Below are 21,208 nucleotides of genomic sequence, written 5' to 3' on the forward strand. Positions count from 1 at the left end.
GTCAAACTGGGCTACATAGTTGATTGCGAAGGATCTTTCCCGTGCGGACATGGCACCTACCTCATCTGCTACTGCTCTTGTGGGCCACCTTCGCGCAGGCCGATCCGGGCAAGCTCGAGTATCTGAGCGAAATCTCTCCCCCGTTTAATTTCAGCGACCAACAAGGGATGCCGACCGGATTGTCGGTGGAGCTGATGCAGCTTATCTGGAAAGCGCGGGGCGTGTCGCCCCAGCCAATCCGCATTATGCCCTGGGCCCGGGGCTACAACTTGTTGCAACAAAAACCCAATGTGGTGCTGTTTGCCACCGCCCGCACCCCGCAGCGGGAAGCGCTCTTCAAGTGGGCCTGCCCCATCGATCACTCGGAGTTTGTGCTGCTGGGACGCAAGGCGGACAACATCACCCTCGGCTCGGAGGCCGAGATCAGCCGCTACAAGGTCGGCGTGGTGCGCTCCACCGTCTCCAGACAGCTGCTGCTCGAACGCGGTATCAATGAGCGCCAGCTGATGCTGGCCAACCGCCTCACCCAGGCGGCCAAAATGCTCACCTCAGGTCGCGCCGATCTCTTTGCGACCAACAAGCTGGCGGGCTATCAAACCCTGCAGCAGCTTGGCTTCAAACCGGATGACTTTCATGTCGCCTTCGTGCTGGATGCCAGACCGCTCTGCTACGCCTTCAGCCGTCAGGTGCCCGACAGCGAGGTCGCCCTCTTTCAGCAGGCGCTGACCCACGTCGTCGCCTCGGCGGATTTCTCGGCCCTGCAAGCCAAATACCTGCCGCTGCGCTAACGCCCCGATCGCCGCCGACATTGGGCGCGGGACGGGACTGTGCACCCGAGCTTTTTTGCCAAACATGCCCCATCGCCTTGGCGAAATCGGCCAGCTTGGTCACACTTGAGCAGATATTCCCTTGATCAGGATGGCAAAAATGAAACCATGGATTGGATTGGCCGGGGCGCTGCTGGCCACCCTCGCACAGGCGAGTCCTGAGCTCGGCAAACTGCACTACATCACCGAAGAGTACAAACCCTACAACTACGCCGATGCCAACGGTGCCCCCACCGGCCTCGCGGTCGAGCTGCTGCAACTGGTGTGGAAAAAGACCAACACGCCGGCGCAGCCCGTCACCATCATGCCGTGGGCGCGCGGTTACTACCTGCTGACCCAAAAGCCCAATGCGGTGCTCTTCTCCACCGCCCGCACCCAGGCGCGGGATCCCCTGTTCAAGTGGGCCTGCCCCATCGGGTATGCCGAGATCGTGCTGGTGGGGCTGGCCGATCGCAATATCACCATCACCAAGCTCGACGATGCCAAGACGTTCAATATCGGCGCGGTACGGGCCGATGTGGGGGAGCAACTGCTGCTCAACAACGGCTTTGACGAGACCAAACTGATGGCCGCCAACCGGCTGGCACAGGCGCTCAAGATGCTCACCTCCGGCCGGGTCGATCTGGTCTCCACCAACAAGACCACCATGGAGCAGCTGATCGTCGAACAAAAACTCGACCCCGCCCGCTTCAAGGAGCAGTGGGTGCTGAGCTCGGAGCAGTTCTGCTTCGCCTTCAGCCATCCGGTGAGCGACGAGCTGGTCAAGGAGTTCCAGACCGGCTTGACCCAGGTGCTGGCGAGCAGCGAATACCCGCTGCTGCACAGCAAATACTTCCCTACCCCCGCCACCAAATAGCGGCGTCGAGCGCCAATAACAAGGGGCCCACTGCGGGCCCCTTCGCTTTTTCCGTTTGCACACCCCTCTTTTTACCGTTTGCACGCCTCTCGCGGCGTCACCCCACCGCCCTGCCACTGCCAAGCCCCGACAACCAACAACTAATCACCAATTAATAAAAGTTTGTGCCAGCGCAAAAATTCACTCTTTTCTGATAGTTAGTCCATCAAAACCATAGATAAGACCACTCTGGCTCCGTAATATGGCGACGGGCGTCTGTTGACCCCTTTTCCGAGATCAATGGTCAACGGCGCAATCTGGTAGCGACAGTCAGGGGCGGTAGCCACTTTAGCTGAGACCAGCCGGTCTCCCGTGCCTGCACCAGGGTAAGCGTCCCCTCTCCCCTTGCGGGAGAGGGCTAGGGTGAGGGGTCACTAGCCTGATGGGCATGACTTCGTCATGCAGGACACGAGGACTCCGTCCTCGATGGGGTTTCGCCGCCGCTGCGCGGCTTGGCGAGTGACTTTGGAAAGACCCGCTCTCTTTGGCAAATAACACCAAAAGTCTTATCCCCCACTTGTTCGCCCTCCTGCGTCGGGATCACCTCGGCGAACAGCAGGGGGCAACACCCAACCCGCCGCACCGAGGTTGGTTAAGAGCATCCGGTGTATTCGAGGCTATGATCGGGAGAGACGTTATCTCTGATCCGACCCCTCGTCCCCTTATGGCGAGATCAGATTGCCGCCCCTATGTAACAGGTATCATCGACATGGTTGCATAGGTGAAAAAATCATAGTGAGTACAACGGCAAGCGGCAGATATCCCTATCGGGAAGCGGTTTTATATTGAAGGCCCGATAGTGAACGCTTCGTAGTGATAATTACCCCATTTATCTATAAGCGTCGTTAAGCAATTCTATGCTCTCTAAAAAATCAACAATGGGAATTTATGCTAATGGGCAGACAAGAAGAATATAAACAAGGAGATATATAGCTCTATGTATCAGATGGATGATAATAATAGAGGTGGTGTAGCTGCAAAAAAAGGATTCTTCTTTCAGGATTACGTTGCAACATTTTTAGCCACTGAAATGTTACTTGATCGTGATATTAAAGGAATAGGGTGTGAGGTAGGTGACGATATTGAGATATTTCACTCAGACAATAGCATAACGCATGTCCAGGTAAAAACAGGAACAGTAAGTAATCATTGGACCTTAAGCGAACTTAAAGCTCCTAGAAATGTCAATCAAGGTGGCAAAGCTCAGCCTAACTCTTCTATTCTCCATAAAAGCCTCGAACTTGATAAAACCCCAAACATTCTCAGTAAATTTGTATTGGTAACAGATAAGCCTGTTAGTGGCCCATTGTGTTTCTTAGAAATCCCCCACGAAAAAAGAGCATTAAAGAGCGGGCGAGAAGGTTTGATTAAGTCGATTAATACAGCATTAGGTAAAAAGTTTCAATCTGGCAATGGCCATAGAGGAGAATACTGGGTTGACAAGACTTTATGGCGCGTATTTCCGAATGTAGAATTAATAATACTAAAGACTGAGCACAATTTAAGAATTGCTTGTGAAGAATTGCTCAACTGCACTCTTAGCACCGAGTCAATTAAACAGCTGGGTGAAATTCTATGCAACAAAATTTATTCAAAAAGCCAACTTTCAAAAAAAATTAATACCGTAGAAGATAAAACTTTATTCAGGCAAGAGTCTATATCTATTTTGCATTCATATACCTTAAGTAAGGCCTTGGTTACCAAGGCATATCCTAATAATCAGTTAGCCGATATTGTCACGTCGCTATTTGAGGAAGTTTTAAATAAACACAAAAACAAGGGGTTCAAACAAGAATTCAACTTCAATGTATATCGATATGATTATATCGTCGATATGTTAATCAAATGGCTTGACGAAGTTTTTTTAAAACCATCTGAGATGGTCGGTAACGACCCTACTTTAATTAAAGCAGAGACAATTCTCAAGAGAATATCTGATCTTGAACTCAACAAAGTAATCTCTAAGGTTATATTTAACAGCATATTGAGGAAGCAGAGCCAAGCCCAACCAATTCCTATGATAATGTTTGCAGCCAATAACAATAAAATCCTTAAATTTGATTCTGTGCATATCGTTAAAAACGACAAAATAAAAGATGAGCTTTGGATAGGGGTTAATGAATTCATAGAAAATAATGATGACGTTTTCAGTACCATGAATAAAATATGTGATAAATTATATGAACTAGTATTCATAGATATGGATACCGATAGACAAGTTATTTTAGAAAGCAAAGAAGATAAATATTTATACAAACATGAGATAGACTCAATATTAGATACATCTAATAGTTTCTCATCTCATTTAGATAGGTTTAAATTTGTGATTTTCCTATCCTATAAGATGCAATCTTATGACCACCAAACCTGTGAAGATGCACTCATTCAGGAAATAAAAAATAAAGCAAGTTATATGTATGACTACATAATTAGGAAAAACCAAATTTTCGAAAAAATTCGTCTTGGCTTTTATTTGTTCCCTACTCCATGTAACGACACCATACTAAACAGGTTCAAGAGCAGAGTATTCCCATGACTATTGACACGAAATTTGAGCATAGTCCTTTACTATATTTAAAGAAAGCTTCTGGACTTCTATCTAATCCAGTTAGTGCGGCGGAAGGCCGTGATATGATTATTAGGGCATTAGACAATAGAGAGTTATATAAAAATTACGAGATATTGTTAAAGCACTTGGTTCGGAAGGCTGGTCTCTATCCCTATCTTAATACAGAGTTTAAAAAACATGATTTAGAAGACATTATATCCATTGAGGCAAATAAGCCAAAGCTCAATAATGACATTGTATTCCATGCTATTCAAACAAGAGTTTTCAATGAGTTGCTTAGTGGTAAAAATGTGGTGTTGAGTGCCCCAACAAGCATGGGAAAGAGTGAGATCATATCTAATATATTAACTCCAGAAAGATATCGTACCGTCGTTCTAATTGTACCTACAATTGCTCTAATAGATGAAACTAGGAAAAAGTTAGTTGTTATGTTAGGAGAGCAATACAGAATCATTCATCATAATAGTCAGTCTTATGATGAGCATGAACCGACAATATTCATTTTAACTCAAGAACGATTTAATAAGAGAAAAGATCTTGAAAAGATCGATCTGTTTATTATTGATGAGTTTTATAAGCTTGGATTTAAATATGACAAAGATGGCGTATTAAAGTATGACGAACGAGCAATATCTCTAAATATTTCTTTATCTCAATTACTTAAACGGTCTAAGCAGTGGTTTTTTATTGGGCCAAATATTACCAGCGTTAAAGGTCTTTTTAGTCTTGTCGGAGATTTTACTTTTATTTGTAGTAATTTCCGCACCGTTTCCGTTGATGTTAAAGAGTATAATATCCCTGCAACAGATACTGATAGAAAAAAGGAGGTGCTACTAGAAATCTTGAATGAATGTAAGGACGAAAAAACAATAGTATATTGTCGTTCGCCTAATGCAGCTAATAAGTTGGCACAATTCTTAATGTCGGGAACTTCTTTTGAGGCTAGCTACAATGATGAGTTTGTTGATTGGTTGTCAAAAAATTATGATCCTAGATGGAACTATTGCCAATCATTAAAGCACGGAATTGTTCTTCATCATGGAGTTCTGCCAAGAGCTTTACAACATTTTTCAGTTGATATTTTTAATCACTCTAATAGACATAATTTACTTATATGTACATCAACAATTATTGAAGGCGTAAACACTAAAGCTAAAAACGTTATCATATATGAGAACTACAATGGACTCGAGTCTATTGACAAGTTTACACATAATAACATTAAAGGAAGAGCTGGTAGAATGTACAAACATTTCGTCGGCAAAGTATATTGCTTGCAAGCTCAACCTGAAGAGGATGATTCTGATGAGTTAGTAGTCCCCATAGGAGATGATGGGAGCAATTGTCCCTTGAACCTTTTGGGATCTATTGACATAGACCATTTATCTTCTGGAGCATTAAGCTCTTGGGAAGATTTTAAAAACAACACTATCATACCCATTGAAATAATTAAAAATAACTCATCATTTGAAGTTGAAAAAATTGAATCGCTACTTATTGCAATTAACAGCATACGTGTTATGGATTTCAGTTTATACAAAAAACTAAACTTTTTTGGTAAACCAACAACAGAAGCACTTTATTTCATAATGGTACAGTACATAGAAGCTAGAAGGAACGTACTGACAAGAAATGGTTTTGCTGTAACATCCAAGGATGATAAAGATCCTGTGTTATCTATTTGTGGTAAATTTAGAGCATACATAGCTGCTGAATCAGTTGATGATTACCTTACACAGCAGATTAATTGGAAATACAATAAACTCATTGAGAGCCAGAATGATAAGCAGGATATAAACGAACAAATGTCAGGTGTAATCGATGATGAGCTAAAAATTATATCGAATGTATATGGTTTCAGTTTCCCTAATTTTTTATCACTTTTTTCAGATATTCTTTTTCACTTGAACTTTAAAGAAAAAACTGGTTTGAAATTTGATTACGGCCCATTAATTAATGATATGGAATTTCAAAAATTAACGGCAGGTTATGCAGCTATACATGAAATGGGCATCCCCCACCAAACACTTGAAAAAATAAGAAAGGAATTGATAAATATTAATGAATCTTCAGTTGAGGAACTGAGTAAAGCTATTAATGAAAAATATCATTCAATAGTATCTTTGAATCGGGTAGATAGATATTTCATCCATGCAGCTATGCTTTAAATAGCCAATAGTTACACATGCTCCCCCAGCCAAAATCCTATTTCCCCAATCCCTTGCACTGCTCTCCCCTTTCAGCGAAAAAGGCGGTCAACATGCACGCTAAAGCCACGGGCGGGCACGGTATTGGTTCCCCCTGCAAACCGCCGAGTCGAGTGCAACGGGTCAGGAGCGCCATCAGGGATGATGGCGCAGCCGCAACCGGCATAGGGGCCAAATCGGATCAGGGCGAGCACTGCTCGCCCCCGATTTGGCGCGAGAACAAGGATGTTCGAAGCGGGCTTTGGCCGAAGCCATGGATGGCGTAGGCCAAAGTGCCGTCTGCGGCGCTTCGTCCTATACGTTGGACGGCATTCCGCCGAGAAATGACGTTAGCCCCCCTCACCCTAACCCTCTCCCGCAAGGGGAGAGGGGATTAGAGCGCAGGCCACCGAGGCTTAAGCAGATCGCAGAGGCTTAAGAGGTGTCGAGGGAAGAGACACAAACAAAAACCGCAGCCCAAGGGCTGCGGTTTTTTTATTGGCGCAACCTGTTGGCACCAGACGCCAACAAGGCCAACCGGCCTTAGGCACGGCGCCAGCTGGTCTTGCCGGCGCTGTCTTCCAGCACGATACCCATCTCGGTGAGACGGTTGCGGGCGGCATCCGCCGCGGCCCAGTTCTTGTCAGCGCGGGCCTGATTGCGCTCGGCGATCAGGCGCTCGATCTCGGCAACCTCTTCGTCCGCTTCGTCACCCTTGAGGAAAGCCTCGGGGTCTTGCTGCAGGATGCCGAGCACGGCGCCCAGCTCGCGCAGACGGGCGCCCAGCGCGGCGGCGACGGCCATGTCTTCACCCTTCTGGCGGTTGATCTCGCGCACCAGATCGAACAGGGCGGAGTAGGCTTCCGGGGTGTTGAAGTCGTCGTCCATCGCCTCTTTAAAGCGAGCCACCTGCTCGTCGCCAGCGGCAGCCGCGGCCACCGGCAGATCGCGCAGGGCGGTGTACATCCGCTCCAGCGCTGCGCGGGCTTGCTTGAGGTTATCTTCCGAGTAGTTGAGCTGGCTGCGGTAGTGGCCAGACATCAGGAAGTAACGGACGGTTTCGGCGTCGTAGTGAGCCAGCACATCGCGGATGGTGAAGAAGTTGCCAAGGGATTTGGACATCTTCTCTTTATCCACCATCACCATGCCGCTGTGCATCCAGGTGTTGACGTAGTCGCCACCGTGGGCGCAGCAGGACTGCGCGATCTCGTTCTCGTGGTGCGGGAACTGCAGATCGGAACCGCCGCCGTGGATGTCGAAGTGGTTGCCAAGGTGCTTGGAGTTCATGGCGGAGCACTCGATGTGCCAGCCAGGACGGCCCGGGCCCCAGGGGCTTTCCCAGGTCGGCTCGCCGGGCTTGGACATCTTCCACAGCACGAAGTCGAGCGGGTTGCGCTTGGCATCGACCACGTCAACGCGGGCACCGGCTTGCAGCTGCTCCAGATCCTGGCCGGAGAGCTTGCCGTAGTCGGCGTAGGATTCGACGATAAACATCACATCGCCGTTATCCGCCACGTAGGCGTGCTCTTTTTCCAGCAGGGATTGCACCAGCTCGATGATCTCTTCGATGTGCTGGGTGGCGCGCGGTTCGATATCCGGGCGCACCATGCCGAGGGCGTCGAAGTCGGCGTGCATGTCGCCAATCAGACGCTCGGTCAGCTCGTCGCAGGTGACGCGGGTTTCAGCGGCGCGCTTGATGATCTTGTCATCCACGTCGGTGATGTTGCGCACGTAAGTCAGGTCGTAACCGGCGTAACGCAGGTAGCGAGCGACCACATCAAAGGCGACGAAGGTGCGGCCGTGGCCGATATGACAGTGATCGTAGATGGTGACACCACACACATACATGCCCACCTTGCCCGGGTGGATAGGTTTGAATTCTTCTTTTTGACGAGTGAGTGTGTTGTATATCTTCAGCATCTTCTAACCACTGCCTGTGAGTAAAATGGTTGGTCATAATACCCCGTTCAGGGGCAGAAAACGAGGCAGAAAAGCGGGCCAATCCCGCCTGCCAGCACGGTTACGGCGCCAGAGAGACTATGCCGCCAGCCCCTGATGGGCTAGAATTGCCACCACTTTATGCCATACACCTGCGGGCACTTCGTCGTCCGCATCAAATGAAAGGACATATCATGGTCACTCTGCACACCAATCACGGCGACATCACCCTCACCCTGAACGCTGAAAAAGCCCCGGAAACCGTGGCCAACTTCCTGCAATACTGCCGTGACGGTCACTACGACAACACCATCTTCCACCGCGTCATCGACGGCTTCATGATCCAGGGCGGCGGCTATGCCCCGGGCTTTGAAGAGAAAGACACTCGCGCTCCCATCAAGAACGAAGCGGCTAACGGTCTGTCCAACAAGATCGGCACCATCGCCATGGCTCGCACCATGGAGCCGCACTCTGCCAGCGCCCAGTTCTTCATCAACGTGAACAACAACGACTTCCTCGACTTCAAATCCGCCACCACCCAGGGCTTCGGCTACTGCGTATTCGGTGAAGTGACAGCCGGCATGGACGTGGTCAACAAGATCAAGGGCGTCAAGACCGGTAACTACGGCCGCATCCACCAGGACGTGCCGGTAGAAGACGTAGTGATCACCAAGGTGACCCTTGCTGACTGATCTCTGCCGACTCGGCACTGACAAAACTGCGGCCCCGGCCGCAGTTTTTCCATCTGCCTCCCCCACTGCCAGTCCGAACTGGCGCCGCCTCGACTATCTGGCCCACGGCAACCCGCGCCAGCGCTCGGCCCATGCCCTGCTCACCACCGGTGTGTGGGATGAGCTGGCCGCGCAGTGCGCCGATCTGGCACTGGTGAGCACGCTCGCCATCGGCCTCGATCGGCCGGGCAGCGATCTCGATATTCTCTGCCAGCATCCCGATCCGGCGGCGTTTGCCGCTACTTTTGCAGAGCAAGGCTGGCAGGCGAGCGCCAAAGACGAGAATATCTGGCTGCTGGAGCGCATCTTTGCCTGTCTCGACCAGCCCTGTGCTGTTAGCGGCTCTGACAAGAGCGATGCCCGCTGGCCGCTGGAGCTCTATGTCACCCCCGCCCCCATCGAGACGCTGAATGGCTGGCGCCACCTCACCCTGATGGCCGCGTTACTCGAGCGGTTTGGTGATGCTTTCTATCGCGAAGTGCTGCGCCTGCGCCTTGAAGAGGGATTGAAAGGGGAAGCGGCCATGTGCCGGTTGCTGGGTCTGGCGGGCGATCCTTATGAAGCGCTGCTGATGCTGGAGGAACGAAATCTGGCCGAGCTGTCATGGCAGCCGCCATCCCGTGACGATATCCATACCTCAACTGGCGCGATGGCGCCCGCAGCGCACTATTCATCCCCCGTTGTTTCTACTATCTCTGCCACCCCCGTTTGCCCTGTTTCGACCGAGAGCCCGACCCCCACATCATGAGCACCCTCTTTATCAGTGACATTCACCTCTCTGCCCAGCGGCCCGATATGACCGCGGCACTGGTGCGCTTTCTCGAGCACGACGCCCCCGGCGCCGATGCCCTCTATGTGCTGGGGGATCTCTTCGAATTCTGGATTGGCGATGATGACCCCAATCCGCTCCATCAACAGATGGCCGATGCCTTCTTGGCCCTGAGCCAGCAGAACGTGCCCATCTACTTTATCCATGGCAACCGCGACTTTCTGCTGGGCCAGCAGTTCGCCAAGCGCGCGGGGATGACATTGCTGGGTGACCCTTGCGTTATCGAACTCTATGGGGAGCGGGTAGTGCTCAGCCACGGCGATCTGCTCTGCACCCTGGATGAGGGGTATCAGAAGTTTCGCCGCATCACCCAGCTCAAATGGCTGCGCTGGCTCTTTTTGCGGCTGCCGCTTGCCCGCCGTCAGGCCATCGCCTGCAAGATGCGCGGCCAAAGCCAGATGGAAAATGCCCACAAGAGCCAGATCATCATGGATGTGACGCCCGCGGCGGTGGACGACACCCTGCGCGCCCACGACTGCCGGATGATGATCCACGGCCACACCCACAGACCCGCCATCCACGACTTCACCCTCGATGGCCAGCCCGCGCGGCGCATCGTGCTGGGGGACTGGTTCGAGCAAGGCTCGGTGCTGATCTGCCGCCCCGGCGAGCAGCGGCTGGAAATGCGGGCGCTGGCAGAGGCTTGATAGCCCGCCAGTCCGGTTGACCACCAAGCGCCGGCCCCCCATCACTCCCCATCGTTCGCGCCATCCGGTTCACTGCCCATCAGGCGCGAGCGAATAAGTAGTGATCGCTCACAGATCAGCAAAGCAAACCTGCACTCCTCCTTCAGTCCCCGGGTTGTGTGAACCCCGTCACCTTGCCCCTTGCCAATTGAGAGGATGATGGCGCTCAGGCAGAAATGTCTTTCTCGCCAGCTATTTCAACAAGTTGAGGTTTATATGCCTGACAGCAATGTGGTCGCTCACCCGTTCGATGCCAAGAAGATCAATGTCAACGATCCCTATGAGATGAAGCAGTGGATCAAAATGTTCGAGTGCACCGAGGTCCAGCTGAAACGGGCGGTCAAGGCAGTCGGCACCTCAGGCAAGGCGATCCGAAAACACCTCAAGAAGTGAGGGCACCACCCCGTCACAAACCCGGCCCCGCTCGCGGGGCTTTTCTCATCTTGGCCTTTACGTGGGCCATCCCCGCCCCTGTTTGGCGGCGCACATACCGCCATTCAACCGCTCATAACCGGACTGTGCAGCCCGACCAGCACTGGCCGCCGTCCGACAGCTTGTGACCGGCCAGCACCGTCCGGCCCTTCGCATCCCGGCATCCCTGCCTATAATGCGGGCTCAAACACACAGAGAGGATTAATCCATGGGCTTTATCAGCTGGATCGTATTGGGACTGTTGGTGGGTATTCTGGCGAAGTGGATCATGCCAGGCCGCGACGGTGGTGGTTTCTTCATGACCGCCCTGCTGGGGATTGTCGGTGCCATGGTTGGCGGCTATGTGGGTACCCTGCTGGGGCTGGGCTCAGTGACCGGTTTCAATATCCCGAGCATCGCGCTGGCGACCGTGGGCGCCCTTATCGTCCTGTTTGTCTTCAACAAGATCCGCAGCTGACCCCCAACGCCATCTATGTGTAGATAAACAGGGCACCGCGAGGTGCCCTCTCTTTTTTTATCGCCCTCACGATGTTGCCAGCGGCAAGATCAGCCTCACCAGCAAGCCCCCCAGCTGGGTGGCCGGCAGCAACAGCACTTCGCCGTGGTGGTAGTGGGCGATATCGCGCACCAGCGCCAGACCAAGCCCCGCTCCCGGCTGTTCGCTCCCCTGCTCGAGGCGCTGGAACGGCTGCCAGACTCGCTCCGCCAGCTCGGGGGCGATGCCGGGGCCGCTATCCTCTACCTCCAGCCAGACCTGCCCGTTGCTTCGCACCACCCGCGCCGTCACGGTGCCGTGGGGCGGGGTGTATTTGATGGCGTTGTCGAGCAGGTTGGCACAAAGCTCCCCGAGCAGCAGCGGCTCCCCCGCCACCATGATGGCGGACTCCTCCCCCTCGTACCCGAGATCGATCCCCTTGCTCCGCGCCTGCGCCAACCGTGACAGACAGGCCTGCTGCACCAGCGCCGTCAACTCGATGGGCTCCCGCTGGCGCAGCCCGGAGCACTCGTCCGATTTCAGTCGCGCCAGCAGCAGGAGCCGCTCGGTCAGGGCGATGGTGTGATCGAGCCGCACGGCCATGGCATCGAGACTTTCGCTCATCAGGGCCGGATCGCCACTGCCGCGCGCCACCTCAACTTGGGTTTTCAAAATGGTGAGCGGCGTGCGCAGCTGATGGGCGGCATCGGCGCTAAAGCGCTCCTGCCGGGCCACCAGCTGGCGCAATCGGGCCAGCTGGCGGTTGAACGCCTGCACCAGCGGCCGGGTCTCCTGCCAGGGGAGCAGGTCGGGCAAGGGGGCAAGATTGGCGGCATCGCGGCGCAGGATCTCCCGCGACAGGCGCCGCATCGGAGTGAGCAGCCGTTTGAGCAACAGATAAGCGAGCAGCAGGGTGAGCACCACCAGCGCTCCCTGGGTCAGCAGGGCCGACCAGAGCAACTGCTCCGCCAGCTGCTGGCGACCGAGCAGGGTTTCCGCCACCGTGATGCGGGCCATGCCGTTGACGCCCCCCTCGCCTACCGGTTGCAGCAGCATCACGGCGCGGATCGGCGCCTCCTGATAAAGCCCGTCATAGAAGTAGGCAAGCGCCGGATAGCGGTCGGTCAGGGGCGTACCGTCAGGCATGGGGGGCAAGTCGTCAAAGCCGGAGATGACCCTATCGTCGATACCGCGCACCTGATAGAAGAGGCGATCGCGCATGTTGCGCTCGAAGCTGTCGAGCACCACATAGGGCACATCCACCCTGAGGCTGCCTTCGGCTGCCGTCAGCCGCTCGGCAACAGTACGGGCCGAGGCGAGCAGAGTGCGATCATAGGCCGAGGTGGCCGCCGCCAACGCGCCGTAGTAGCTGTACCAGGCCGAGGCGGCCCAGAGGATCAGCAGGGGGCCCCCCAGAAACAGCAGCAGTTGATGGAGCAGGGAGCGACTAATGGGAGGCCTCCGGCGCCGCTTCCAGCAGATAGCCAAGACCGCGCAGTGTGGTGATCACCACCCCGCTGCCCACCAGCTTTTTGCGCAGCCGGTGGATATAGAGATCGATGCTGTCGAGCCCCACCTCGTCATCGAGGTTGAACACCTGCTCGAACAGCTGCCCTTTGGCGACGGGCCGCCCGTGGCGGTACATCAGCGCTGTCAGCAGCGCCTGCTCACGCGGAGTCAGGGCAAGGCGGGCATCGGCCAGCAGAAAATAGCCATCGGGATGCAGGGTCAGACGACCCAGCCGCAACTCGGTACCGCCACTTTCGCTGCGCCGCAGCAGGGCTCGCAGCCGGGCATCCAGCTCCCCCAGATCGAACGGCTTGGCCAGATAGTCATCGGCTCCGGCATTGAGGCCGCAGATCCGCTCCTCCACCGCGCCGCGGGCGGTGAGCAGCAGCACCGGCACCCCCTGCCCCCGACTGCGCAATCGGCCGAGTACCGCCAGCCCGTCGAGCTTGGGCATCTCGATATCGAGCACCGCCAGCGCGTACTGTTCGTGGCGCAGCAGGTGGTCAGCCTGAGCCCCGTCAGCCACCCAATCCACCGCGAAACCGACGCTGGTGAGTGCCCGCGACAGCCAGTGGGCCAGTTCGTGATTATCTTCTGCCAACAGCAAGCGCATCCCTCTCCCCTTGTTCCTAACCGCAGCATTCAGCCGCACTGCTTCAACTGCATCCCTTCGTCACTGCCATTGCGGGAGAAGGTGCGATCAGGGTCACACTCCCGGCTCTTGGTCAGCGATTGAAAGGTGAATGAAAGGTTGTTGTTTTAACAATTTCGCATCACTTCGTCTATCGACGGAGTCACACCCAGGAAAAACAACGACAAGATGGAGCACACAACCATGAAGCAACGCACACGTCATGCCCTCGCCCTGCTGACCCTGCTCGGCGCCCTGCCACTGCAGGCGGCCGAAAGTGCCGCGACCCCGAGCCGTACCGAATGTATCGCACCGGCCAAACCGGGCGGTGGTTTCGATCTCACCTGCAAGCTGCTGCAGGTGAGCCTGCAGGAGACCGGTACCATCGACAAGCCGATGCGGGTCACCTACATGCCGGGCGGGGTCGGCGCCGTGGCCTACAACGCCATCGTGGCCCAGCGCCCCGCCGAGGCGGGGACTGTGGTCGCCTTCTCCGGTGGCTCCCTGCTCAACCTCTCACAGGGGAAATTTGGCCGTTACGGGGTGGACGATGTGCGCTGGCTGGCGGCGGTGGGCACCGATTACGGCATGATTGCGGTGCGCCACGATGCCCCCTATCAGAACCTCAAGGAGCTGGTGAGCGCCATGGAGCGCGATCCCAACAGCGTGGTGATCGGCGCGGGTGCCTCAATCGGCAGTCAGGACTGGATGAAGACGGCGCTGCTGGCCAAACAGGCCGGGGTTGACCCCCACAAGATGCGCTACGTCGCCTTTGAAGGAGGTGGCGAGCCGGTCACCGCGCTGCTGGGCAACCATGTGCAGGCGGTCTCCGGCGATCTGAGCGAGATGGTGCCCTATATCGGCGGCGACAAACTGCGGGTGCTGGCGGTGTTCTCTGCCGAGCGGCTGCCCGGCAAGCTGGCCACCATCCCCACCGCCAAGGAGCAGGGTTATGACCTGGTGTGGCCGGTGATCCGCGGCTTCTATGTCGGCCCCAAGGTAAGCGACAGCGAATACCAGTGGTGGAAGCAGACCTTCGATCAGTTGGTGAAGACCGACACCTTCAAGGCGCAGCGGGATCTGCGCGGCCTGTTCGAGTTTGACCTCACCGGCGAGGCCCTCGACAGCTACGTCAAGGAGCAGGTGGCGCAATATCGCGAACAGGCCAAAGCCTTCGGTCTGGCCAAATAGGAGCCGCAGCCATGAGCGATCGCATCTTCGCCGCCATCTGGCTGCTGCTCTGTCTGGCGGGTGCCGCCATCGCCTGGCAGATCCAGAGCGAATACAGCTATGAGCCGCTGGGGCCACGCCCCTTCCCGCTCGGCATCATTGGCCTGATGGCGCTCTGCGCCCTGTTGCTGCTGCGCCGCCAGCCGGACACCGTCAGCTGGCCGCCGCTGCGTACCCTGCGCCACCTCGCCATCATGGTGGTGGCGCTGGCCGGGTATGGTGCCAGCTTCGAGTGGCTGGGCTTTCCGCTGGCCACCACCCTGCTCACCTTTGTGCTGGGGCGCCTGTTTGGCGCCTCTGCCAAAGCCGCCCTGCTCTCCGGCGTCGTCGGCGGTCTGGTGCTCTATCTCGCCTTCGACCGGCTGCTGGATGTCACCCTGCCCCTCGGCGTCTGGTTCTCTTAAGGAGTCAATATGGATACCTGGATGTACCTATCCCAGGGCTTTGCGGTGGCACTCACCCCGGAGAATCTGGTGATTGCCCTGATCGGCTGCTTTGTCGGCACCGTAGTCGGCCTGCTGCCGGGCCTTGGCCCCATCAACGGGGTCGCCATCCTGTTGCCGCTGGCTTTTGCCCTGAAACTGCCCCCCGAATCGGCGCTCATTCTGCTCGCCACCGTCTATATCGGTTGTGAGTATGGCGGGCGGATCTCCTCGATCCTGCTCAACGTGCCGGGGGATGCCGCTGCCATCATGACCGCGCTGGATGGCTACCCCATGGCCCAGCAGGGCAAGGCGGGAGTGGCCCTCTCCATCTCGGCGGTCAGCTCCTTTGTCGGCTCCATGCTCGCCATCGGCGGCATCATCCTGTTCGCTCCGGCGCTGGCGCGCTGGTCACTGGCCTTCGGCCCGGCGGAGTATTTCGCCCTGATGGTGTTCGCCATCGCCTGCCTCGGCAGCATGATGAGCCAGAACCCGCTCAAATCCTTTATGGCGGCGCTGATTGGGCTCGGGCTCGCCACCGTTGGAGTGGATGCCAATACCGGCGTCTATCGCTTCACCTTCGACAGCGTTCACCTCTCGGACGGGGTGCAGTTTATCGTGGTGGTGATTGGCCTCTTCTCGGTGAGCGAAATCCTGCTGATGCTGGAACACACCAGCGGTGGCGGCAAGCTGGTGCGCACCACCGGGCGGATGCTGTTCAACTTCAAAGAGCTGGTCCATTGCACCGGCACCATGTTGCGCTCCTCCACCATCGGCTTCTTCGTCGGCATTCTGCCCGGTGCCGGTGCCACCATCGCCAGTGCCATCACCTACATGACCGAGAAGCGACTGGCGGGGCCCAATGCCAAATTCGGCGAAGGGGACATTCGCGGCGTGGCCGCGCCGGAGGCGGCCAACAACGCCTCAGCCTGCGGCTCCTTTATCCCCATGCTGACACTGGGAGTGCCGGGGTCGGGCACCACGGCGGTGATGATGGGGGCACTGACCCTCTACAACATCACTCCGGGCCCCACCATGTTCACCGAACAGCCCGATGTAGTGTGGGGACTGATCGCCGCCCTCTTGCTGGCCAACGTCATGCTGCTGGTGATGAACATCCCCATGGTGGGGCTCTTTACCCGCATGCTCTCCATCCCGCTCTGGTTTCTGGTACCCGCCATCGCCAGCGTCTCGGCGGTGGGAGTCTATGCGGTGCACAGCACTACCTTCGATCTGCTGCTGATGGTGGCCCTCGGGGTCTTTGGCTACCTGCTGCGCAAGATGCACTTCCCCATGTCACCGCTCATTCTGGGCTTCGTGCTGGGTGAAATGCTGGAGCAGAACCTGCGCCGCGCCCTCTCCATCAGCAATGGCGACACCGCCATCCTGTGGAGCAGCGGCATCAGCCAGACCCTGCTGGTACTGGCCATTGCAGTGATCACCCTGCCCCCGCTGGTACGCCTGCTGCGCCGCCGCAAAGCCGATCCGCTGATCCCGGACGCCCGCCCGGAGCAGGGAGCCTGATCCCCTCTGAACAGAAAGAGGCACGCCAGCAAACTGGAGTGCCGTTAACAAACAAGGGCCCCACACAGTGGGGCCCTTGTTTATGAATGGCGTGTTGACGCCATCCCGCGATTCAAGTCAGTAGGTCACTGCGCGTCCGGCTGGTTGGCCGGGGCCGCCTTGATAAAGGCTTGCAACTGTTCGCAGTTGGCGACGATGCGGCGGATAGTGGGGTAATCGTCCAGGGTCATGTCGTAGCGACGAGCGTTGTAGACCTGGGGCACCAGCATGCAGTCGGCCAGGGTTACTTCGTTGCCGACGCAGTAGACACCGGCGGTGGTCATCAACAGCTGTTCGAGGGCGGTGAAGGTCTCGTCAATCCAGTGGCGATACCAGCGAGCCTCCTGCTCGTTGTTGGCCCTGAAGTGTTCTTCCAGATAGTTGAGCACCCGCAGATTGTTGAGCGGGTGGATATCGCAGGCGATCATGTTGACGATCTGGCGCACCCGGGCCCGCGCGTCGGGGGAAGAGGGCATCAGTGAGTAGGCTGGATAGGTCTCGTCAAGGTACTCCATGATGGCGACCGACTGACCGATCTGCACATCGCTATCCACCAGAAACGGCACCAGCCCTTGCGGGTTGATCCGGCGATAAGCCTTCTCGCTCTGCTCGCCTTGCCGCAAATTGATGGGGTGCTGCTCATAGGCGAGCCCCTTGAGCTGCAACACGATCCGCACCCGAAAACTTGCCGACGAACGCCAATAGCCAAACAACTGCAACATAATCTGTCCCTGCATCTTATCTGGGCCCGAAGCCCGGCAGGTGCTCACCACCTGCCTCCTTGTGTATCCGGCACCGGTTGAGGGTTCGTCGTGATCCGGACATATCCCGAAAATCCTTGCCGCCAACCGGCGCTGGCCATCAACCTCCCTGACCGCTCGCTGGCACCACCTGTTGAGAGATGGTGCCAAACAGGTTTTGGCCAGAGCGATCTTCCATCGCGATCGACACTCTATCACCAAACTGCAAATAGGGGGTTATAGCTTGATCACAATCAAGAATTTCCAGCATGCGGCGCTCGGCGATGCAGGATGAACCGGCGCTGCGATCGTAGTTGGAGACGGTGCCCGAGCCGATGATGCAGCCAGCGCCAAGGGGACGGGTCTTGGCGGCATGGGCAATCAGATCGAAGAAGCTGAAGGTCATGTCCACCCCGGCATCAGGTGCGCCAAACAGGGCACCATTCAGATGGGTGTGCAGGGGCAGCAGCACCTTGCCATCGCGCCAGTCATCGCCGAGCTCGTCCGGGGTGATGGCCACCGGCGAGAAGGCGCTAGACGGCTTGGACTGAAAGAAGCCAAAGCCCTTGGCCAGCTCCCCCGGAATGAGGTTGCGCAGGCTCACATCGTTGACCAGCATCAGCAGCTTGACGTGACTGGCGGCCCCCTGCGGGCTCACCCCCATCGGCACGTCGTCGGTGATGATGGCGACTTCCGACTCGAAATCGATCCCCCACTCTTCCGAACCCATCACGATGGGGCCACGGGGGGCGAGAAAACTGTCGGAGCCCCCCTGATACATCAACGGATCGTGCCAGAAGCTCTCCGGCATCTCGGCGCCGCGCGCCTTGCGCACCAGCTCCACATGGTTGACGTAGGCGCTGCCATCGGCCCACTGATAGGCGCGCGGCAGCGGAGAGAGGCAAGACGCTTCGTCAAAGGGGAACGCCTCGGCCGCACGGCCTTCGTTAAGCTGCTGATAGACAGCCTCCAGCCTGGGGGCAACCTCGGCCCACTCGTCGAGAGCGGCCTGCAGGGTGGGAGCAATCTCGCTCACCCGTACAGCCCGGGTCAGATCCCGGCTCACCACCACCAAAGCGCCATCGCGCTTGCCATTGTTCAATGTTGCCAATTTCATAAGCGATTCCTTATTTGCCGGCAGCAGCGTCCGGGCGCTGCCAGCTGGAGACATACCGGGTGTTCTCGATCCCTTCGCACAGACTGCCAACGTTCAGCGCATCGCGGGTATCGAGCATCACCGCCACCTCGTCGGTGAACTTCTTGGCATAGGCCTGCCCTGCCGCAAACGCCTTGGGATGGGGGCCGTGGGTGAAACCGGCGGGATGGAAGGTGACCATGCCCCGCTCGATATTGTCCCGGCTGAAGAAGTCCCCGGCGTGGTAAAAGAGCACCTCATCATAATCGTCATTGCTGTGATAGAAGGGCACCTTGAGGGCGCCGGGATCGCTCTCGATGGGGCGCGGCACAAAGGTACAAATCACGAAGCGGCTCGCCACAAAGGTCGAATGGGCCGACGGCGGCAGATGGTAGCGGTGGCTCATCAGCGGGCGAATATCCCGCCAGTTGAGGCGCACCACGCACAAATCCCCGTGCCACCCCTGCGCATCCAGCGGGTTGAACGGCCAGGTGATGACCGATACCTGATCGTGGCGCTTCACCTGCAGCGACCAGGGATTCTCATCCTGCTGGGCTAAAAAGTGCTCATTGATGGCGGGCACATCGAGCGCCGTCGGGTCGAAGATGGCGTGATTACCCACCAGCCCCTTGTCCGGCAGCTGGTAGCTGTCGTTGGTCGCCTCGATCATCAGGATAAACAGGGGCGCCGTCGGCTCGATGCGCCACATGGTGCCGCGGGGGATCACCACGTAGTCGCCATCGCGCAGAGTAAGGTGGCCGTAGTCGCAGAAGAACTCGCCGCCCCCCTCGTGGATAAAGAGCAGCTCGTCACCGTCGGCGTTGCGCACCAGAAACGGCATCGCCTCGGAGAGCCGCCAGATGCGATAGCGGCAGTGGGGGTTGCTGAGAATGTCGGGAGCCACCCAAGGGGAGAGGGAACTCACCTCCTCTTGCAGGGCATTAAGGTCAAACAACCGTGGCCGCAGCGGCCCCTCCCAACTGCTCCAGTCGGTGGGGGCATGCTTGTGGTGCATGTGGGTAGCGGGGCCAAAAAAGCCGCTGCGCCCCAGCTCGCGCTCATAGATGGCCTGTTCCGGCAGGTCGGCATGGGCCTGTCGGGAGTGGGTCCCCTCCCGATGGGGGAAGTTAATCCAGTTACGCATTGCTCGCTCCCTCTTTGCGGGCACCCTTCTCATCCTCACCGCCATCCAGCACGCCACGGCGGATCTGGTCCAGCTCGATCGATTCAAACAGTGCCTTGAAATTGCCCTCGCCAAACCCTTCGTTGCCCTTGCGCTGGATAATCTCGAAGAAGACCGGGCCTATCACGGTGTCGGTAAAGATCTGCAGCAGGATGCCATCCTTGGTGGGGGAGCCGTCGATGAGGATGCGCAGCTCTTTGAGGGCCGCCAGATCCTCCTGATGCCCCTCGACCCGGCTGTTCACCTTCTCGTAGTAGGTATCGGGCGTCGGCATAAAGCCGGTACCGCGACTGCGCAGGGTACGGATGGTGTGGTAGATATCGCTGGAGGCCATGGCGATGTGCTGGATCCCCTCCCCCTTGTACTGACGCAGGTACTCCTCAATCTGGGACTTGTCATCCGCCGACTCGTTGATGGGGATGCGGATCTTGCCGCAGGGGGCGGTCATGGCGCGTGAATGCAGCCCGGTCAGCTTGCCCTCGATATCGAAGTAGCGAATTTCGCGGAAGTTGCCGATCCGCTCATAGAAGTTGGACCAGACATCCATATTGCCGCGATGCACGTTATGGGTCAGGTGATCGATCTCCATAAGACCGGCATCTACCTCTGCCATACGGGACTGCCAGTCGGGGTAGAAGACAAAATCCACGTCATAGATGGAGCCCTTGTCGCCATAACGGTCGACAAAGGAGAGCGTGCTCTCGCCGATACCGTAGATGGCGGGAATATTGAGTTCCATGGGGCCAATTTTGCCAACAAAGGGCTTGGCCCCCTTGGCGATGGCGTACTGCTGGGCTTTGCCCGCATCGCTCACCCGAAATGCCATGCCGCAAACGCTCGGCCCGTGCAGGCTGGCAAACTGCTCCGCCTGGGAGTGAGGCTCAGCATTGACCACGAAGTTGATATCCCCCTGCCGGTAGAGCCAGCACTGCTTGTGTTTGTGCTTGGCGACCTCGGCAAACCCGAGCGAAACAAACAGGCTCTTGAGGGCGGCAATCCCCTTGGCATCGGGGGCTGTGTACTCGACAAACTCGAAACCGTCTGTGCCTAACGGATTGATGGTATGGGTGGCGGAAGAGGTGGCATTCATCGGGCGCTCCTTGCTCTTGATTCGGTTAAAACGGATTGCGGCACGCAGCGGCGCAGCAAGTGTTAACAACTTGTTTCATTAGAGGCAGGGTGTAGCAGGAAGAGAAGAGGCGGGTTGCAGATAGTTTTTCGCAGCTG

The 21,208-nt window shown here is 56.4% G+C and carries 19 protein-coding genes and 1 pseudogene; 12 read left to right on the top strand and 8 right to left on the bottom strand.

What is annotated here, in order from left to right; all coding sequences use genetic code 11:
- Positions 1-41 precede the first annotated feature (41 nt).
- From ACTG2O_RS17360 to ACTG2O_RS17375, 4 genes are all read left to right on the top strand, one after another.
- Positions 42-788 carry a substrate-binding periplasmic protein gene (locus ACTG2O_RS17360; protein ID WP_439976393.1) on the top strand — a complete coding sequence of 249 codons (747 nt, stop codon included), beginning with the start codon at positions 42-44 and terminating at the stop codon, positions 786-788.
- A 139-nt stretch (positions 789-927) separates the two neighbouring features.
- The gene (locus ACTG2O_RS17365) at positions 928-1,683 is read left to right on the top strand and encodes a substrate-binding periplasmic protein (protein ID WP_439976394.1); all 756 of its coding nucleotides are present in this window, start codon (positions 928-930) and stop codon (positions 1,681-1,683) included.
- 976 nt (positions 1,684-2,659) lie between these two features.
- Positions 2,660-4,258, top strand: coding sequence for a dsDNA nuclease domain-containing protein (locus ACTG2O_RS17370; RefSeq protein WP_439976395.1), 1,599 nt, complete (start codon positions 2,660-2,662; stop codon positions 4,256-4,258).
- Positions 4,255-6,459 carry a DEAD/DEAH box helicase gene (locus ACTG2O_RS17375; RefSeq protein ID WP_439976396.1) on the top strand — a complete coding sequence of 735 codons (2,205 nt, stop codon included), beginning with the start codon at positions 4,255-4,257 and terminating at the stop codon, positions 6,457-6,459. The genes ACTG2O_RS17370 and ACTG2O_RS17375 overlap by 4 nt, the downstream gene beginning before the upstream one ends.
- A gap of 561 nt (positions 6,460-7,020) precedes the next feature.
- On the opposite strand, the gene cysS is transcribed toward ACTG2O_RS17375, so the two are convergent.
- The gene (gene cysS, locus ACTG2O_RS17380) at positions 7,021-8,397 is read right to left on the bottom strand and encodes a cysteine--tRNA ligase (RefSeq protein WP_439976397.1); all 1,377 of its coding nucleotides are present in this window, start codon (positions 8,395-8,397) and stop codon (positions 7,021-7,023) included.
- Positions 8,398-8,609: 212 nt separating this feature from the next.
- Between cysS and ACTG2O_RS17385 the strand changes: the two genes are divergently transcribed.
- The 5 genes from ACTG2O_RS17385 to ACTG2O_RS17405 all read left to right on the top strand — a co-directional run bounded on the left by ACTG2O_RS17385 (position 8,610) and on the right by ACTG2O_RS17405 (position 11,550).
- The gene (locus ACTG2O_RS17385; protein ID WP_005337417.1) at positions 8,610-9,107 is read left to right on the top strand and encodes a peptidylprolyl isomerase; all 498 of its coding nucleotides are present in this window, start codon (positions 8,610-8,612) and stop codon (positions 9,105-9,107) included.
- Positions 9,097-9,894: a DUF4269 domain-containing protein gene (locus ACTG2O_RS17390; protein WP_439976398.1), complete on the top strand. Its 798-nt coding sequence runs from the start codon at positions 9,097-9,099 to the stop codon at positions 9,892-9,894. The genes ACTG2O_RS17385 and ACTG2O_RS17390 overlap by 11 nt, the downstream gene beginning before the upstream one ends.
- Positions 9,891-10,622 carry a UDP-2,3-diacylglucosamine diphosphatase gene (gene lpxH, locus ACTG2O_RS17395; protein WP_416033953.1) on the top strand — a complete coding sequence of 244 codons (732 nt, stop codon included), beginning with the start codon at positions 9,891-9,893 and terminating at the stop codon, positions 10,620-10,622. The genes ACTG2O_RS17390 and lpxH overlap by 4 nt, the downstream gene beginning before the upstream one ends.
- A 255-nt stretch (positions 10,623-10,877) precedes the next feature.
- Positions 10,878-11,054, top strand: coding sequence for a DUF3606 domain-containing protein (locus ACTG2O_RS17400; RefSeq protein WP_081959486.1), 177 nt, complete (start codon positions 10,878-10,880; stop codon positions 11,052-11,054).
- Between the two features lie 247 nt (positions 11,055-11,301).
- Positions 11,302-11,550, top strand: a complete 249-nt coding sequence (locus ACTG2O_RS17405; RefSeq protein WP_005350930.1) for a GlsB/YeaQ/YmgE family stress response membrane protein — start codon at positions 11,302-11,304, stop codon at positions 11,548-11,550.
- Between the two features lie 66 nt (positions 11,551-11,616).
- Here ACTG2O_RS17405 and ACTG2O_RS17410 read toward each other — a convergent pair whose 3' ends face one another.
- On the bottom strand, positions 11,617-13,056 hold the full coding sequence (locus ACTG2O_RS17410; RefSeq protein ID WP_439976399.1) for a sensor histidine kinase: 1,440 nt from the start codon (positions 13,054-13,056) through the stop codon (positions 11,617-11,619).
- Positions 13,016-13,690: a transcriptional regulator TctD gene (tctD, locus tag ACTG2O_RS17415; RefSeq protein ID WP_439976400.1), complete on the bottom strand. Its 675-nt coding sequence runs from the start codon at positions 13,688-13,690 to the stop codon at positions 13,016-13,018. Before tctD ends, ACTG2O_RS17410 begins: the two co-directional genes overlap by 41 nt.
- A gap of 222 nt (positions 13,691-13,912) precedes the next feature.
- Here tctD and ACTG2O_RS17420 point away from each other — a divergent pair, with 222 nt between their 5' ends.
- The 3 genes from ACTG2O_RS17420 to ACTG2O_RS17430 are packed head-to-tail and all read left to right on the top strand — an operon-like array spanning position 13,913 to position 16,884.
- Positions 13,913-14,899, top strand: coding sequence for a Bug family tripartite tricarboxylate transporter substrate binding protein (locus tag ACTG2O_RS17420; protein WP_042082378.1), 987 nt, complete (start codon positions 13,913-13,915; stop codon positions 14,897-14,899).
- Positions 14,900-14,910: 11 nt separating this feature from the next.
- Positions 14,911-15,342: a tripartite tricarboxylate transporter TctB family protein gene (locus tag ACTG2O_RS17425; protein ID WP_005350923.1), complete on the top strand. Its 432-nt coding sequence runs from the start codon at positions 14,911-14,913 to the stop codon at positions 15,340-15,342.
- A 9-nt stretch (positions 15,343-15,351) separates the two neighbouring features.
- Positions 15,352-16,884, top strand: coding sequence for a tripartite tricarboxylate transporter permease (locus ACTG2O_RS17430; RefSeq protein WP_019445074.1), 1,533 nt, complete (start codon positions 15,352-15,354; stop codon positions 16,882-16,884).
- Between the two features lie 125 nt (positions 16,885-17,009).
- Here ACTG2O_RS17430 and maiA read toward each other — a convergent pair whose 3' ends face one another.
- From maiA to hppD, 5 genes and pseudogenes are all read right to left on the bottom strand, one after another.
- Positions 17,010-17,645 (bottom strand): maleylacetoacetate isomerase, encoded by a 636-nt coding sequence (gene maiA, locus ACTG2O_RS17435; RefSeq protein WP_026034898.1) that lies wholly within the window; start codon positions 17,643-17,645, stop codon positions 17,010-17,012.
- 139 nt (positions 17,646-17,784) lie between these two features.
- Positions 17,785-18,507: a fumarylacetoacetate hydrolase family protein gene (locus tag ACTG2O_RS17440; RefSeq protein ID WP_409013770.1), complete on the bottom strand. Its 723-nt coding sequence runs from the start codon at positions 18,505-18,507 to the stop codon at positions 17,785-17,787.
- Between the two features lie 99 nt (positions 18,508-18,606).
- A pseudogene (locus ACTG2O_RS17445) lies at positions 18,607-18,834 on the bottom strand (hypothetical protein); the annotation flags it as partial.
- Complete coding sequence (locus ACTG2O_RS17450; RefSeq protein ID WP_019445071.1) at positions 18,791-19,942, bottom strand: homogentisate 1,2-dioxygenase; 1,152 nt, start codon at positions 19,940-19,942, stop codon at positions 18,791-18,793. The pseudogene ACTG2O_RS17445 and the gene ACTG2O_RS17450, both read right to left, overlap by 44 nt.
- A complete protein-coding gene (gene hppD, locus ACTG2O_RS17455; RefSeq protein ID WP_019445070.1) occupies positions 19,935-21,071 on the bottom strand; it encodes a 4-hydroxyphenylpyruvate dioxygenase in 1,137 nt (378 codons plus the stop codon). The genes ACTG2O_RS17450 and hppD overlap by 8 nt, the downstream gene beginning before the upstream one ends.
- Positions 21,072-21,208 lie beyond the last annotated feature (137 nt).

This window comes from Aeromonas sp. 61P, from assembly GCF_051919545.1.
GTDB classification, from domain to species: Bacteria; Pseudomonadota; Gammaproteobacteria; order Enterobacterales; family Aeromonadaceae; genus Aeromonas; species Aeromonas veronii.

Bases quoted from the DNA above. Each gene is read 5' to 3' on its own strand.
- ACTG2O_RS17365 (WP_439976394.1), top strand. From the start codon at position 928: ATGAAACCATGGATTGGATTGGCCGGGGCGCTGCTGGCCACCCTCGCA.
- ACTG2O_RS17370 (WP_439976395.1), top strand. From the start codon at position 2,660: ATGTATCAGATGGATGATAATAATAGAGGTGGTGTAGCTGCAAAAAAA.
- ACTG2O_RS17375 (WP_439976396.1), top strand. From the start codon at position 4,255: ATGACTATTGACACGAAATTTGAGCATAGTCCTTTACTATATTTAAAG.
- cysS (WP_439976397.1), bottom strand. From the start codon at position 8,397: ATGCTGAAGATATACAACACACTCACTCGTCAAAAAGAAGAATTCAAA.
- ACTG2O_RS17385 (WP_005337417.1), top strand. From the start codon at position 8,610: ATGGTCACTCTGCACACCAATCACGGCGACATCACCCTCACCCTGAAC.
- lpxH (WP_416033953.1), top strand. From the start codon at position 9,891: ATGAGCACCCTCTTTATCAGTGACATTCACCTCTCTGCCCAGCGGCCC.
- ACTG2O_RS17400 (WP_081959486.1), top strand. From the start codon at position 10,878: ATGCCTGACAGCAATGTGGTCGCTCACCCGTTCGATGCCAAGAAGATC.
- ACTG2O_RS17405 (WP_005350930.1), top strand. From the start codon at position 11,302: ATGGGCTTTATCAGCTGGATCGTATTGGGACTGTTGGTGGGTATTCTG.
- tctD (WP_439976400.1), bottom strand. From the start codon at position 13,690: ATGCGCTTGCTGTTGGCAGAAGATAATCACGAACTGGCCCACTGGCTG.
- ACTG2O_RS17420 (WP_042082378.1), top strand. From the start codon at position 13,913: ATGAAGCAACGCACACGTCATGCCCTCGCCCTGCTGACCCTGCTCGGC.
- ACTG2O_RS17425 (WP_005350923.1), top strand. From the start codon at position 14,911: ATGAGCGATCGCATCTTCGCCGCCATCTGGCTGCTGCTCTGTCTGGCG.
- ACTG2O_RS17430 (WP_019445074.1), top strand. From the start codon at position 15,352: ATGGATACCTGGATGTACCTATCCCAGGGCTTTGCGGTGGCACTCACC.
- maiA (WP_026034898.1), bottom strand. From the start codon at position 17,645: ATGTTGCAGTTGTTTGGCTATTGGCGTTCGTCGGCAAGTTTTCGGGTG.
- ACTG2O_RS17450 (WP_019445071.1), bottom strand. From the start codon at position 19,942: ATGCGTAACTGGATTAACTTCCCCCATCGGGAGGGGACCCACTCCCGA.
- hppD (WP_019445070.1), bottom strand. From the start codon at position 21,071: ATGAATGCCACCTCTTCCGCCACCCATACCATCAATCCGTTAGGCACA.